Annotated in this window: 12 protein-coding genes; 3 read left to right on the top strand and 9 right to left on the bottom strand. The window is 70.3% G+C overall.

Annotation, left to right across the window (positions count from 1 at the left end; translation table 11 throughout):
- Positions 1–97 precede the first annotated feature (97 nt).
- The 3 genes from CEK66_RS00995 to CEK66_RS00985 are packed head-to-tail and all read right to left on the bottom strand — an operon-like array spanning position 98 to position 5306.
- Positions 98–988 carry an Appr-1-p processing protein gene (locus CEK66_RS00995; RefSeq protein WP_226978445.1) on the bottom strand — a complete coding sequence of 297 codons (891 nt, stop codon included), beginning with the start codon at positions 986–988 and terminating at the stop codon, positions 98–100.
- A complete protein-coding gene (locus CEK66_RS00990) occupies positions 951–4082 on the bottom strand; it encodes an efflux RND transporter permease subunit (RefSeq protein ID WP_152235648.1) in 3132 nt (1043 codons plus the stop codon). The genes CEK66_RS00995 and CEK66_RS00990 overlap by 38 nt, the downstream gene beginning before the upstream one ends.
- A 15-nt stretch (positions 4083–4097) precedes the next feature.
- Positions 4098–5306 (bottom strand): efflux RND transporter periplasmic adaptor subunit, encoded by a 1209-nt coding sequence (locus CEK66_RS00985; RefSeq protein ID WP_193312532.1) that lies wholly within the window; start codon positions 5304–5306, stop codon positions 4098–4100.
- A 90-nt stretch (positions 5307–5396) separates the two neighbouring features.
- Between CEK66_RS00985 and CEK66_RS00980 the strand changes: the two genes are divergently transcribed.
- Complete coding sequence (locus CEK66_RS00980) at positions 5397–6128, top strand: response regulator (protein WP_051067644.1); 732 nt, start codon at positions 5397–5399, stop codon at positions 6126–6128.
- Positions 6125–7228 carry an ATP-binding protein gene (locus CEK66_RS00975; RefSeq protein WP_152235646.1) on the top strand — a complete coding sequence of 368 codons (1104 nt, stop codon included), beginning with the start codon at positions 6125–6127 and terminating at the stop codon, positions 7226–7228. Before CEK66_RS00980 ends, CEK66_RS00975 begins: the two co-directional genes overlap by 4 nt.
- A gap of 12 nt (positions 7229–7240) precedes the next feature.
- Here CEK66_RS00975 and CEK66_RS00970 read toward each other — a convergent pair whose 3' ends face one another.
- Complete coding sequence (locus CEK66_RS00970) at positions 7241–7852, bottom strand: cytochrome b (protein WP_152235645.1); 612 nt, start codon at positions 7850–7852, stop codon at positions 7241–7243.
- 44 nt (positions 7853–7896) lie between these two features.
- Positions 7897–8490: a TetR/AcrR family transcriptional regulator gene (locus CEK66_RS00965; protein WP_043094607.1), complete on the bottom strand. Its 594-nt coding sequence runs from the start codon at positions 8488–8490 to the stop codon at positions 7897–7899.
- 423 nt (positions 8491–8913) lie between these two features.
- Here CEK66_RS00965 and CEK66_RS20295 point away from each other — a divergent pair, with 423 nt between their 5' ends.
- On the top strand, positions 8914–9069 hold the full coding sequence (locus tag CEK66_RS20295; RefSeq protein WP_017910105.1) for a hypothetical protein: 156 nt from the start codon (positions 8914–8916) through the stop codon (positions 9067–9069).
- Between the two features lie 39 nt (positions 9070–9108).
- Here the strand turns inward: CEK66_RS20295 and CEK66_RS00960 are convergent, their stop codons facing one another.
- The 4 genes from CEK66_RS00960 to CEK66_RS00945 all read right to left on the bottom strand — a co-directional run bounded on the left by CEK66_RS00960 (position 9109) and on the right by CEK66_RS00945 (position 13158).
- Complete coding sequence (locus CEK66_RS00960; RefSeq protein WP_152235644.1) at positions 9109–9348, bottom strand: DUF1653 domain-containing protein; 240 nt, start codon at positions 9346–9348, stop codon at positions 9109–9111.
- A gap of 193 nt (positions 9349–9541) precedes the next feature.
- Positions 9542–10531: an MBL fold metallo-hydrolase gene (locus tag CEK66_RS00955; protein WP_152235643.1), complete on the bottom strand. Its 990-nt coding sequence runs from the start codon at positions 10529–10531 to the stop codon at positions 9542–9544.
- A 118-nt stretch (positions 10532–10649) separates the two neighbouring features.
- Complete coding sequence (locus CEK66_RS00950) at positions 10650–11948, bottom strand: carbohydrate porin (protein WP_193312531.1); 1299 nt, start codon at positions 11946–11948, stop codon at positions 10650–10652.
- 280 nt (positions 11949–12228) lie between these two features.
- Positions 12229–13158, bottom strand: a complete 930-nt coding sequence (locus tag CEK66_RS00945) for a dihydrodipicolinate synthase family protein (RefSeq protein ID WP_026144587.1) — start codon at positions 13156–13158, stop codon at positions 12229–12231.
- Between the last annotated feature and the right edge of the window lie 8 nt (positions 13159–13166).

The raw sequence follows: 13166 nt of genomic DNA, 5'->3' as shown, positions 1-13166 counted from the left end.
CTCTGCGCGGCCGGAACGCAGAGACCATGTGGAACGAAAAAGCGATCTGCCCGACTTCGACTCGGCAGCGCGTTGATTCCACACACTTGGCACACTTTCAGTTCAGGCGTATCCAGTCCAGCGCCACCAGCATGCGGACCGCTTCGACGAGCGCTTGCTGCGTCTGTTCGGAATCGGCCGTGGTCCTGGAAGCGAGTAGATGCGCATGCAGTTGATGCGCGGGGACCGCCTGCCCGGGATGCGCCACCTGCAGCCGGCGCGCGGCCTGGAACACCGTCATGATGTCCTCGGCCTGGTCGATGGTCCTGATCTGTGCGAACAGGTCCACGGCTTTCGCGATCTCGGTGTCGTAGGGCGCATACGCCGCGGCGAATCGCGCATGCTCCTTGTCGTACTGCGGCGAGGCCCGCAGTGCCATGGTCCGCCCCTGCGGCTGCTCCTGCAGCCAGTTGCGGTTGGCCAGGTCGGTCAGGATCGGCCGGACGTCGCCCTGGCGCGGGCCGCGGCCGGCAGTGCCGAAGGTCAGCCCGGTCGGCACGCCCAGTTCGGTCATGGCCCAGCAGAGCGTCTGGAACAGGGTGCGCCCGATCGGCCGCGCTTCCGGCCGGGCCTGCAACCGCCGCAGCACTTCCATGATCGCGATCCAGCCCGGCTGGGGTGCCGTACGTTTGCCAACGCCCTCGGTCGAGGTGTTGGCCGGCCGCGACAGGAAGGCGGTTTCGAGTTGCGCCAGCGGCGTGCCGTACGGCGCATAGACCTCGATGTCGACCGGCAGGTGCGCCAGCGTGCGGTAGATCAACGGGCCGACCTCCTCCCAGGCCAGGCCGCCGTTGCCGCAGCCCAGCGGCGGCAGGGCAAGACTGCGCACGCCCCATTCGCGCAGATGCGCGGCGAGGTGGTCCAGCCCTGCCGCGATGTCCTCCAGCCACAATGGCAGCGCCAGCGCCGATCTAGTTCTCGGCAGACGCACCACCGCCGCGTCGCGCACGCCAGCGCGCCACCCGCTCCTGCAGCCCCACCACGCAGACGAAGAATGCCGGCACGAAGAAGATCGCCAGCACGGTGCCGCTGACCATGCCGCCGAACACGCCGGTGCCGATGGCGTGCTGGGTCTCGGCGCTGGCGCCGCTGGCCAGCATCAGCGGCACCACGCCCAGGGCGAAGGCCAGCGAGGTCATCAGGATCGGGCGCAGGCGCAGGCGCGCGGCGTTGGTCGCCGCCTCGAGCAGGCCCTGGCCGTCGCGGTGCAGTTGCCGGGCGAACTCGACGATGAGGATGGCGTTCTTCGCCGACAGGCCGATGATGGTGATCAGGCCGACCTTGAAGAACACGTCGTTGGGCAGGCCGCGCAGCATCACCGCGGCCACCGCACCGAGCAGGCCCAGCGGCACCACCAGCATCACCGACAGCGGGATCGTCCAGCTCTCGTACAGCGCCGCCAGCACCAGGAACACCACCAGCGCCGACAGCAGCATCAGCAGCGGCGCCTGCGCGGCCGACTGCCGTTCCTGCAGCGATTGCCCGGTCCAGGCCACGGCGAAACCCGGCGGCAGTTGCGCGGCCAGCCGTTCCATCTCGGCCATGGCCGCGCCGCTGGACACGCCTGGCGCGGCGCCGCCGGTGATGCGCACGGCCGGGAAGCCCTGGAAGCGCGCCAGCTGCTGCGGCGCGTCGGTCCAGGTGGCGGTCACCACTTCGCGTAGCGGCACCATGCCGCCCTCGGTGCTGCGCATGCGCAGGCCCAGCACGTCGTCCAGTTGCATGCGCGACGCGGCGTCTGCCTGCAGGATCACCTGCTGCATGCGCCCGGCGTTGGGGAAGTCGTTGACGTACAGCGAGCCCATCGCCGCCGACAGGGTGTTGCTGATCGCGGAGAACGGCAGGCCCATGGCTTCGGCATGCTGGCGGTCGATCTCCAGGCGGATGCTCTTGCCCGGCGGCAGGCCGTCCTGATACACGCCGCTGACCACCTTGCTGTCCGCGGCCAGTTGCAGCAGCTTCGCCTGCGCCGCCATCAGCGCGGCCTCGCCGCGGTTGCCGCGGTCCTGCAGGTACAGGGTGAAGCCGGAAGAGGTGCCGAGCTCGTCGATGGCCGGCGGCAGCAGGCTCATCACCGTGCCCTCGGGCAGGTCGGCCATGGCCTGCTGCACGCGGTCGGCTTCGTCGCTGGAGGTGGCGCCGTCGCGCTGGTCCCAGTCCTTGAGCATGGTGAAGGCCATGGCTGCGTTGGTGCCCGAGCCGGAGAAGCTGAAACCCAGGATCACCAGGTTGGAGGCCAGCGCCGGGCGCGTGGCGACGTGCCGCTCGAACGCCTTGACCACCGCCAGCGTGCGCTCGCTGGTGGCATCGGTGGGCAACTGGATCGAGGTCATGAAGTAGCCCTGGTCCTCTTCCGGCAGGAACGCCGAGGGCAGCACGCGCATGGCGAAGACCAACGCCACGCACAGGACCGCGAACACCGCCAGCACCCGCGCGCTGCGCCGCAGCAGCCGCGCTACGCGTGCGGCATAGCTGCCGGTCAGGCGCTCGAAGCCGCGGTTGAACGCGCCGAAGAATCCGCGCTTGGCATGATGGCCGGGCGCGATCGGGCGCAGCAGGGTGGCGCACAACGCCGGGGTCAGGGTCAGCGCCAGGAACGCCGAGAACAGGATCGACACCGCCATCGCCAGGGTGAACTGCTGGTAGATCACGCCCACCGAACCGCTGGCGAAGGCCATGGGGATGAACACCGCGGTCAGCACCAGGGTGATGCCGACCACCGCGCCGGTGATCTCGCGCATCGCCTTGGTCGTGGCTTCCCGCGGCGGCAGGCCTTCGCTGGCCATGATCCGCTCGACGTTCTCCACCACCACGATGGCGTCGTCGACGATGATGCCGATCGCCAGCACCATGCCGAACATCGTCAGCACGTTGATCGAGAAACCGGCCAGCAGCATCACCGCGAAGGTGCCCAGCAGTGCGATCGGCGCGACGATGGCCGGGATCAGCGTGTAGCGCACGTTCTGCAGGAACAGGTACATCACCAGGAACACCAGCACCATCGCTTCGAGCAGGGTCTTGACCACCTGCTTGATCGAGAGCTTCACGAACGGCGCGGTGTCGAACGGGATCGAATAGCGCATGCCGGTCGGCATGCTCGCGGCCAGTTCCGCCAGCCGTGCCTTCACCGCCTGCGCGGTGCGCACCGCATTGGCGCCGGGCGAGAGCTGGATCGCCGCGCTGGTGGCGGGAGCGCCGTCCTCGCGGTTGGAGAAGCCATAGGACTGTGCGCCCAGCTCCACCCGCGCCACGTCGCCCAGGGTCACCCGCGCGCCGCCGCTGTCGGCACGCAGCACGATGGCGGCGAACTGCGCGGGCGTGATCAGTTGCCCGGCCACGGTCAGCGGCACGGTCAGGCGTTGTCCGCGCACGGTCGGCTCGTCGCCAAGGCGGCCGGGCGCGATCTGCGCGTTCTGCTGTTCGATCGCCTGTGCCAGTTCGGTCATGGTCATGCCGTAGGCGACGAGCTTGTCCGGGTCCACCCACACGCGCATGGCCTGCTCGGCGCCGAACAGCTGCACGCGGCCGACGCCGTCGATGCGCCGCAGTTCCTGCACGATGTTGCGGGCCAGGTAGTCGTTGAGCGCCACCTCGTCGTAGCGGCCGTCCGGCGAGGTCAGGCCGACCAGCATCAGGAAGCCGGACGCGGCCGATTCCACCTGCAGGCCGTTCTGCCGCACCGCCTGCGGCAGGCGCGGCTCCACCGCCTTGATGCGGTTCTGCACGTCCACCTGCGCCAGCTCCGCATTGGTGCCGGGCTTGAAGGTGGCGGTGATCTGCGCGCTGCCCGAGGTGTCCACCGTGGACTCGAAGTACAGCAGGTTCTTGACCCCCGACAGCTCGCGTTCGACCAGGCTCACCACCGAGTCGTTGAGGGTCTGCGGCGTGGCGCCGGGATAGGACGCGATCAGCGACACCGAAGGCGGCGCCACCGAGGGATAGCGCGCCACCGGCAACTGGCCGATGGCCAGGGTGCCGAACAGCACGATGAACAGGGCGATCACCCAGGCGAAGACCGGGCGTTCGATGAAGAACTGTGGCATGGCGGCGTTCCCGGTTCAGTCCGCGGCGGCGGTGGCGATCACCGGCGGCTGCCACGCACGCGCCTTCACCCGGGCGCCGGTGCTGAGCCGGTCGATGCCTTCGACCACCACCTGCTGCCCGGGCTGCAGGCCGGCGACGACACGGTAGTGCCCCTGCACCAGTTCGCCCAGCTGCACCGTCGCGCTATGCGCCTGCGCATTGGCGTCCAGCACCCACACCTGCGCGCGCTTGCCGACATGGGTGATCGCCTGCTGCGGCACGCGCAGCGCCTGCGCGTAGTGGGCGCGCGGCACCCGCGCCCGCACGTACATGCCTGGCAACAGGCGCCGTTGCGGGTTGTCGACGAGGATGCGCAGCAGCACATCGCCGGTGCCGGCATCGACGGTGATGCCGGAGAACAGCACGCGCCCGCTCAGTCCCGAGGGCGTGCCGCTGCGGTCGAGGATCTGCGCCGGCAGGCCGTCGCCGCCGGTGGCCTGCGCGCGCGCGGCCGGATCCAGCGGGTCCAGGTCGCTGGCGGACTGGCGCACGTCGACGTAGACCTGGTCGATCTGCTGGATCACCGCCATCGGCGCGCTGTCGCTGGGCGAGACCAGCGCACCCTCGGTGAGCAGTGCCTGGTCGATGCGGCCGTCGATCGGTGCGTCGACGGTGGCGAAGGCCAGGTCCAGGCGCCGCCGCGACAGCGTCGCCTTGGCCTCGGCGACCGCCGCGGCGGCCTGGCTGCGCTGCGAGGCGGCGTCGTCGTACATCTGCCGGCTGACCATGCCGGATTCGACCAGCCGCTGTAGCCGGGCATGCTGCACGTCGGCAAGCACCTGCGCGGCCTCGGCACGGTGCAGTGCGGCTGCGGCGGTGTCCATGTCGGCCTTGAACGGTGCCGGGTTGATCTGGAACAGCGCATCGCCGCGCCGCACATCGGCGCCCTGCTCGAAGAAGCGACGCTGCACGATGCCGCCGACCTGTGGGCGGATCTGTGCGCTGCGCAGCGCGGCCACGCGGCCGGGCAGGTCCACGCTCACCGTCATCGGCGCAGGGTGCAGGGTCACCGCGGTGACCTGTACCGGCGCGGCCACCGCTTGCGGCTGCGCGCCGCCGCCGCAGCCCACCAGGGCCAACGCCAGCGCGCCGCCGAGTCCCAGAGTCCGTACCTGTTGCCGCATGCCCATGCCTCGTGCCTCGTCGCTGCCGCCGCGGATGCGGCGGACGCCAAAGCCGCGCATGGTCGCGGCCGCGGGTTGCGCGGCGTTCGATGCGATGTGGAGATATGATGGAGATCCGCCCGTCCGGGCCGATGCGCCTTCGCTGCCTCCATGTCCGTTTCCTCTCCGGGCGCCGCCGTGCCCGCGTCCGCGCCGCTGGTCCTGATCGCCGAAGACGAGAGCGAGATCGCCGAGATCCTCAGCGCCTACCTGGCGCGCAGCGGGCTGCGCAGCGCCCACGCCGCCGATGGCCGCGCCGCGCTGGACCTGCACCTGGCGCTGGATCCGGATCTGATCCTGCTGGACGTGCAGCTGCCGGCGGCGGATGGCTGGAAGGTGCTGGCCGAACTGCGCCACCGCGGCGAGACTCCGGTGATCATGCTCACCGCGCTGGACCAGGACATCGACAAGCTGATGGGCCTGCGCCTGGGCGCCGACGACTACGTGGTCAAGCCGTTCAACCCGGCCGAGGTGGTGGCGCGGGTGCAGGCGGTGCTGCGGCGCATCCGCGGCAACGGCGCCGAGGAGGCGCGCAGCCTGCGCGTGGGCGCCTTCCATGTCGATCTCGACCAGCACGAGGCCAGCGTGCGCGTGGGCGAGCAGCGGCACACGCTGGACCTCACGCTCACCGAGTTCAAGCTGCTGGTGCGGCTGATGCGCGCGCCGAAGCGGGTGTTCAGCCGCGCCGAACTGCTCGACGCCTGCCTGCCGGAAGGCGACACCCAGGAGCGCACCATCGACAGCCACATCAGCAAGCTGCGCAAGAAGCTGGAGGCGCTGGGCGTGCAGGGCACGCCGGCCAGCGTGCGCGGCGTCGGCTACCGGTTCGGATCCGGCGCATGAGCCGCGCCCCCGGGCTGCGCCGCCAGGTCATCCTGTCGCTGGGCGCGCTGGCGCTGTGGATCATCCTGCTGTCGGTGGTCGGCTCCTACGTGTTCTACGCGCTGGCGGCGGCCTACCAGCCCAACAGCATCTCCGACACCTGGGTGCCGTCGCGGGTGGAGATGATGTGGATCGGCGCCACCGCCGCACTGGCCGTGGCGATCGCGGTGGCGGTGGCGGTGCGGCTGTCGCGGCGCATCCTCACCCCGTTGAACTCGGTGGCGCACAGCCTGCGCGAAGTCGCCCAGGGCAACTTGCACGCACGCGCGAGCATGGATGCGCATGCGCTGGGCGAGACCGCGCAGCTGGTGCGCGACTTCAACGCCATGGCCGACCGCCTGCAGGCGATGACCCGCGAGCGCGCATTCTGGAATGCCGCCGTCGCCCACGAACTGCGCACGCCGGTGACGATCCTGCGCGGGCGACTGCAGGGCCTGGCCGAGGGCGTGTTCGCGCCGGACGTGGCGGCGTTCGAGAGCCTGCTGCGGCAGGTGGAAGGCCTGAACCGGCTGATCGAGGACCTGCGCGTGCTCAGCCTCACCGACAGCGGGCACCTGGAGTTGCAGTCGGCGCCGGCCGACCTGGCGCGGGAAGTGGAGGCCGTGCTGCATGCCTTCGGCGCCAGCCTGGACGCGCGCGGGCTGGTGCTGGAACCCGTGCTGGCGCTGCGCACGCCGGTGCTGTGCGATGCGGTGCGCATCCGCCAGGCGCTGATGGCCTTGCTCGAAAACGCGCAGCACTATGCCGAGCCGGGCCCGCTGCGGGTGGGCGTGCAGGCGGACGCCGGCCAATGCGTGCTGTTCGTGGAAGACACCGGCCCCGGCATCGCGCCGGAGATCGCCGCGCGGGTGTTCGATGCGTTCCGCCGCGGCGATCCGTCGCGTTCGCGCAAGAGCGGCGGCAGCGGCCTGGGCCTGGCGGTGGTCAAGGCCATCGCCGTGGCGCATGGCGGCGATGCGCTGTGCCTGCCGGCCGGCAGCGGGACACGATTCGAAGTGCGCTGGCCGCTGGCGCCAGTGGAGGCCGCGACGCGCACAGCGCAGGTGCCGGCGTCGCGCTAGAGGCGCGTTGGCTCAGGCGGAGGTCGCGTCGCTGCGCACGCGCGGTGTACGCCCCGGCAGCATGCGGGTCAGCACCTCGTCGCGCCGGACCCAGTGATGGAACAGCGCGGCGGCCACGTGCAGCAGTACGACGACCCATGCGATCCATTTGCCGATGAAGTGGTGCACCACGTCGATCGGCGCTTCAAACGCCTCCCAGCTCAGGTGCCAGGTGCGGCTGATCCAGGCGAACAGCGCGGTCTCGTTGAAGCCGGGAATGCGGAACAGGCCGAGGTCGGTCGGCGCGCCGGTGCCGATGTAGCCGGTCAGCGGCATCACGATCAGCAGCGCGTACAGGCCCCAATGCGCCAGATGCGCGAGCCGGTGTTCCAGCGCCGAGCCCGGCGGATCGTCCGGTTGCACGTCCAGCCAGCGCCACAACAGCCGCGGCAGCACCAGGAACCCGACCAGCAGGCCCAGCACCCAGTGCAGGTTGAGCACCGGCAGCGAGGCGTCCGACGTGTCGTCCATGAACCAGATGACGTAGTACACCACCGCATAGGCGCCGATGAAGGCGGCGGCGGTGGTCCAGTGGAACAGCTTGGCGAGGGCGCCGAAGCGCTGTTCGGTATTGCGCCAGTGCATGTGCGTGATCCTGGTCGAGTGGCGAGGCGGGGAGTGCTGCGGAATCAGGGCGTGCGCAGGCTGTCGAGCAGCCGGTCCAGGGCGTCCAGCGCGTCGGCCAGCCGTGCGTGCAGGTCGGCGTCCGGCTCGGCGATCCAGAACGCCGCCTCGGTGATCGCGCCGTAGAGCATGCGTGCCATCACCCCGGCATGCAGCGGCGCCACCGTGCCGGCGGCGATCAGGGCTTCCAGCGCCGCCTGCAGCGCGGCGATGCCCACCGACTGCGCCGCCGGCGGCACGTCGCCGAACACGGCGCGCGCGTCCTGCAGGATGATCCGGCGGATCTCCGGTTCCAGCGCCAGTTCCAGGTAGGTGCGGCAGCGGCGGCGGAAACCGTCCCACGGCGTGGGCGCGGCGTCGGACACCGCCTGCAGGCGCAGGCCCACCTCGGCCTCGATCTGCTCGATGACCGCGATCAGCAGGCCGTCCTTGCTGCCGAAGTGGTGATACAGCGCGCCACGGGTAAGACCGGCCTCGGCGGTCAACACGTCCATCGAGGTGTGCGCGAAGCCGTGCGTGGCGAACGCCTGCCGCGCCGCAGCCAGCAGGCTGGCGCGGGTTGTCTCGATCATCTCGCGGCGGCTGCGGCGTTGGTGCATGGGCGGGCCTTCATTCACATACGTGGCGTACGTTATTTGCGTACAGTGCGTATGTCAATGTGTCCCGGTCGGTTCGGCGTGCGCTGGGCGGCTTGGCCGGCACGGCAGCCGGTGCGCTCCGAAGGCCTGAGATTCGAGTGGCTTGCCCGTCCTGCGAACGTCTCGGCCAGGGCCTCTCAGGCATCGACAGCGCGATCGCGGCGGCGTGCGGAATGCGCCTGGTCGCAAACCCAAGTGATGCTGGTGCCTGTCGCGAAGGCCGTCGTGAAGGCCGCCGTCGCGGCGGCTCAGGACTGCGCGACGGAACCGCTCATCGTGCGCATGCGATGCGCCGGCACGACGCCGACCTCACCGTCGCACTAGCCAAGGCCTTCACTGCGTGTGTGGTCTGGTGACCGCTGTGCAACCGAATTGGAGTGTCGAATGGACACCACGCTGATGCCCTGGGTCGCCGGACTGTTCGTCCTGCTGATCGCCGCGATGCTGTATCTGGTCACGCGCGCCAAGAAGAACCGCAACCGCCCGGCACAGGATCACGCCGCGACCAAGAGCGACGTGGACAGCGCGGCCAAGCGCTAGCGTCTCGCGTCGGGCGCGGCGCGGTCGCCCGCGCCGTGCTCAGGCGTCCGCGTCGATCGGCGCGAAGCGCGGGCGGCATACGCCGTCGATCTCCACCTGCTCGACGAACATCGGATACGGCCGCACCCACAGCGTGCCTTCGCCGTACAGCGGCCGGTACAGCACCAGCGGTTCCAGCGTTTCGCTGCTGCGGACCATGCCCAGCACCTCGTATTCGCCGCCCTTGAAGTGGCGGTAGCGGCCGAGGGCGATGGAAGGCAGCGGGCTGAGATCGCGCATGACGGTGTCCTGGTGGGCGGGAGCGCGAGTGTAGCCGTCTGCACCTGCACTCTCTCTGCGTCGCGAGGGCGAATTGCGCGACCGCGGCGGTTCGCCGCGTCGTGACGACGGAACGCTCCTGCGGGGGAAACTCAGGCAACCGGCCTTAAGAAGCAGCGTCCATTGTCGCCCGCAGGCTTCACTTCTGCGCACGTCAAGGCGCCAAATCGGCGAAGTCGAACGCCTGCCCCGGCTCGGCGGCGACGAAGTCCGTTGCGGCGATGCCGGCCAGGTGCAGTGCGGCGGCCAGCGCTTCGCGCGGCTCATCACGCCCTTCGTCGGTGAGCTGGAAGGTGCCCCAGTGGATGCCGAGCGCGCGCCGCGCGCCGGTGTCGCGGAAGATCCGCACCGCTTCGGTGGGGTCGATGTGCTGTGGCGCCATGAACCAGCGCGGCGCGTAGGCGCCGATCGGGATCAACGCCACGTCGGGCGCGCCGTGCCGGTCGCGGATCTCGCGGAAGATGGCGCCATCGCCGTAGCCGGTGTCTCCCGCGAACCACACCGATCCCCGCGCGGTCTCGACGAAGAAGCCGGACCACAGCGCCATCCTGCGGTCGGCGATGCCGCGGCTGGACCAATGGTTGGCGCGGGTCAGCGTCGCCGTCGCGGTGTCGCCGATCGGCAGCCGGTCGTGCCAGTCGCCGGTGGCGATGCGCGCATCGGGCACGCGCTTGCGCAGCAGGACGTCGTTGCCCAGCGGCATCACGAACAGCGGCTGGTGCGCGTCGTGCAGCGTGCGCAAGGTCGCCAGGTCGAAGTGGTCGTAGTGGTTGTGGCTCAGCAGCACAGTATCGATGGGCGGCAGGTCCGCGAAGCGGATGCCCGGTGCCGTTACCCGCTTGGGCCCTGCGATCTGCGAAGGGCTGGCCCGCTGCGACCACACCGGGTCGGTGAGCAGGTTGAGGCCGGCGGCCTGGATCAGCAGCGTGGCGTGGCCGACCATGGTGATGCGCAGGCTGTCGTGTCGCGGTGCAGGCATGGCCGGCGTCACCGCGACCTGCGCAGGCCAGCGCACCGCGCCCATGGCGGCCTTCCAGCGCAGGACCTTGCTCAGCGCATTGTCGATCGTGGGCTGGCCGGGGTTGAAGAAGCGCACGCCATCGAAATGGTCGCTGACGGGGCCACGGTAGTAGGGGTTGGCCATTGAGGCGCGATCCGGATGACGCAAGGGGAGGGAAGGTTAACCGCCAGCGGCGCAAGCGTGCGTGCGCGCCTGCCTCGGCTGCCGCGATATCGGTCCCCGGCCGGTGCCAAGTGCGGCCTCACTTCGGCGTGCCCAGCCCACCCATGTTGAGCATCACCCGCAAGCCGATCACCAGCGCATCGTCGGGCGCACGGCGCGCCGCGGGATTGCCCAGGATGTCGGGATGGACGATGTACTGCACGTTCGGCACCAGGAACAGCGGCGTCTGCGCGATGCGATAGCTGTAGTTGAGTTCGAACATGAGTTCGTTGCGCGCGATGTCCGCGGCCGCGCCGCGCTTGCGCAGCAGGTCGTTCATGTAGCCCTGCTGGTCCGCACTGAAGCGGTAGTAGTGCGCGATCGCGCCCATGCCGTCGCCGGGCCGTGCCGCAAACGGGCCGCTGTAGTACAGGCCGGCGGTGACCTGCAGGTCGTAGACCTGGTGCTTGTCGAACGGTGCGGCGATGTTGCCGAAGGCGACCAGCATGCGCTTGCTTGCCATGCCCTGCGGCCGGTACAGCGCGCGTTCGCCGAGCGCGTAGGCGCCCCAGCGCCCGCCGTCGTACAGGCGCGCAGGGCCGCCGACCAGCCCGCGCAAGCCGCCGGCCTGGTTGTAGCGCAGGTCGCTGTAGTCGGCCGAGTTGTACCAGAGGCCGGCGAGGTAGCGCGGTGCGCCCTTGCCCCGTGCGGGATCGGGTTCGTAGCCGACCTCGAGCGTGCCCAGCACGCCGGTGCTGTCGGCGGTGCTCCAGTCCAGGCCGTGGTTGTTCTTGCGCTGCGGGTTCAGTTCGAATGCGCCCACCGAAACATAGGTGGCGTCGGGCTTGTAGCGCAGCTTCGCGCCCCAGTTCACGTAGGGAAAGCCGACGAAGCCGCCATCGGCCTGGCTCAGCTGGAACGGGCAGTCCGAGGCGCTGACGAAGCGGCAGCCGTAGCGGCTGCGCGCGAATTGCCAGGTGGTGTTCATGCGCCCGGCGACCAGTTGCCAGCGCCCGTCGGCGAAGGTCTGTTCCCAGGTCAGTTGCGCCAGTTGCGCCTGCTGTTGCGGATACCAATAGCCCTGCACCTTGACGCCGTTGCCGATCTGCCGCTGCGACAGGCTGTCGCCGTAGTACCGGGCGCCGGTGGCGTGCAGCGTGGCACCGGAAATGCCGAACAGGCGTTGCAGATCCAGGTCCGCGCCGGCGATCACGCCGCCGGCATTGCGGTCGCCGCGCGACAGGCCGCCGTCGACGTTGCGCGCATAGTCGTTGGACCAGACCAGGCGCGGCGCGATGCCGTGGTCGTCGAGCCATTGCGTGGTGTCGGCGGCAATGGCGCAGGCCGGCAGGGCGGCGGCCGCCGCCAGCAACGAGACGCAGGAAAGAGAACGGGACATGGGACGCTCCACGGACGAGACGAAGCACTCGCCGGACGTGCGCGGTGGGTGCGCGGCGACGCGGCAGTGCGCGAAGGGAAGACACCTTCCGGTCGTGGAGCCGCAGCACGGCGTCGCGTCCGTCGGCGACGGGCACGCCTGTGTGCAGACCTGTGGGGGGACCGGCAAAGAAACGCGAGGGCAGACCGGAACGCGTTGCGGCGCCGAGGCGCACGCCATCGCCGCAGCGGATGGGCCGCGCAACTGCGCGGCCCATCGAGCTGGAGGCAACCCGTGCGGGTCAGCCCACCTTGCCGAGGCCGGCGGCGGCCATCGCCGCAGCGATCTCCTTGTCGGCGCCCTCGGCCAGCGGCAGCAGCGGCGAACGCACCGTGGCGTGGTCGAGCAGGCCGCGCGCGACCAGCGCCCACTTCAGCGCCACCGAGCCTTCCATGTGCGAGCCGCGGTGATAGACGCTCTTGGTCACCGGCAGCAGGCGGTCGTGCAGTGCGCGCGCCTTGGCGTAGTCCTTGGCCTTGCCCGCGGCGATCATCTCCAGCAGCGGCTCCGGGGCGATGCAGCCGTAGCCCACCAGCGCGCCATCCACGTCGAACATGGTGTGCAGCAGATACTCGTCGTGGCAGGTCAGCACCGGCACGTGCGGGCGCTCCTTGCGGAACACCGGGATCTCGGTGTCCCAGCGCTTCATGTTGCGCACGCCGTTCTTCATCGCGACCACGCCCGGCAGCGCGGCGATCTCCAGCAACGTCTCCAGGTCGTAGGTGGCCTTGGTCGCGTCCGGGTACTGGAACAGGATCATCGGCAGCCCGCTAGCCTCGTGGATGGCCTTGTAGCGGTCCTGCGGCGCGCCCTTCTGGTAGCCGAAGCGCAGCCAGCCGTGCGACGGATAGATCAGGCCGGCGGAGGCGCCGGCGGCGACCGCGCGCTTGGCTTCGTCGGCGGCGACGCGGGTGCCTTCCAGGGTGATGCCGGCGATGATCGGGATGCGGCCGTCGACGGCGTCGCGGAAGGCGGTGATCACCTTGGCCTGTTCGTCGCGCTCCAGGAACGTGCCTTCGCCGGCGTGGCCGAGCACGGTCAGGCCCTTGACCCCGTCGATGCCGCCGAGCCAGGCGCCGATGCGCTTGATCGCGGGATAGTCGACGGCGCCGTCGCGGGTGAACGGGGTGACCGGGGCGGGGACCAGGCCTTTCAGGTCGATGGTGCTCATGCTCATTT

Source organism: Xanthomonas sp. LMG 12460, from assembly GCF_009192895.1.
Lineage (GTDB): Bacteria > Pseudomonadota > Gammaproteobacteria > Xanthomonadales > Xanthomonadaceae > Xanthomonas_A > Xanthomonas_A sontii.
The sequence above is the reverse complement of the archived record's forward strand: the minus strand, read 5'-3'. Positions and strand labels throughout refer to the sequence as shown.

Bases quoted from the DNA above. Each gene is read 5' to 3' on its own strand.
- CEK66_RS00970 (WP_152235645.1), bottom strand. From the start codon at position 7,852: ATGCACTGGCGCAATACCGAACAGCGCTTCGGCGCCCTCGCCAAGCTG.
- CEK66_RS00950 (WP_193312531.1), bottom strand. From the start codon at position 11,948: ATGTCCCGTTCTCTTTCCTGCGTCTCGTTGCTGGCGGCGGCCGCCGCC.
- CEK66_RS00965 (WP_043094607.1), bottom strand. From the start codon at position 8,490: ATGCACCAACGCCGCAGCCGCCGCGAGATGATCGAGACAACCCGCGCC.
- CEK66_RS00955 (WP_152235643.1), bottom strand. From the start codon at position 10,531: ATGGCCAACCCCTACTACCGTGGCCCCGTCAGCGACCATTTCGATGGC.
- CEK66_RS00945 (WP_026144587.1), bottom strand. From the start codon at position 13,158: ATGAGCACCATCGACCTGAAAGGCCTGGTCCCCGCCCCGGTCACCCCG.
- CEK66_RS00990 (WP_152235648.1), bottom strand. From the start codon at position 4,082: ATGCCACAGTTCTTCATCGAACGCCCGGTCTTCGCCTGGGTGATCGCC.
- CEK66_RS00980 (WP_051067644.1), top strand. From the start codon at position 5,397: ATGTCCGTTTCCTCTCCGGGCGCCGCCGTGCCCGCGTCCGCGCCGCTG.
- CEK66_RS00960 (WP_152235644.1), bottom strand. From the start codon at position 9,348: ATGCGCGATCTCAGCCCGCTGCCTTCCATCGCCCTCGGCCGCTACCGC.
- CEK66_RS00985 (WP_193312532.1), bottom strand. From the start codon at position 5,306: ATGCGCGGCTTTGGCGTCCGCCGCATCCGCGGCGGCAGCGACGAGGCA.
- CEK66_RS00975 (WP_152235646.1), top strand. From the start codon at position 6,125: ATGAGCCGCGCCCCCGGGCTGCGCCGCCAGGTCATCCTGTCGCTGGGC.
- CEK66_RS20295 (WP_017910105.1), top strand. From the start codon at position 8,914: ATGGACACCACGCTGATGCCCTGGGTCGCCGGACTGTTCGTCCTGCTG.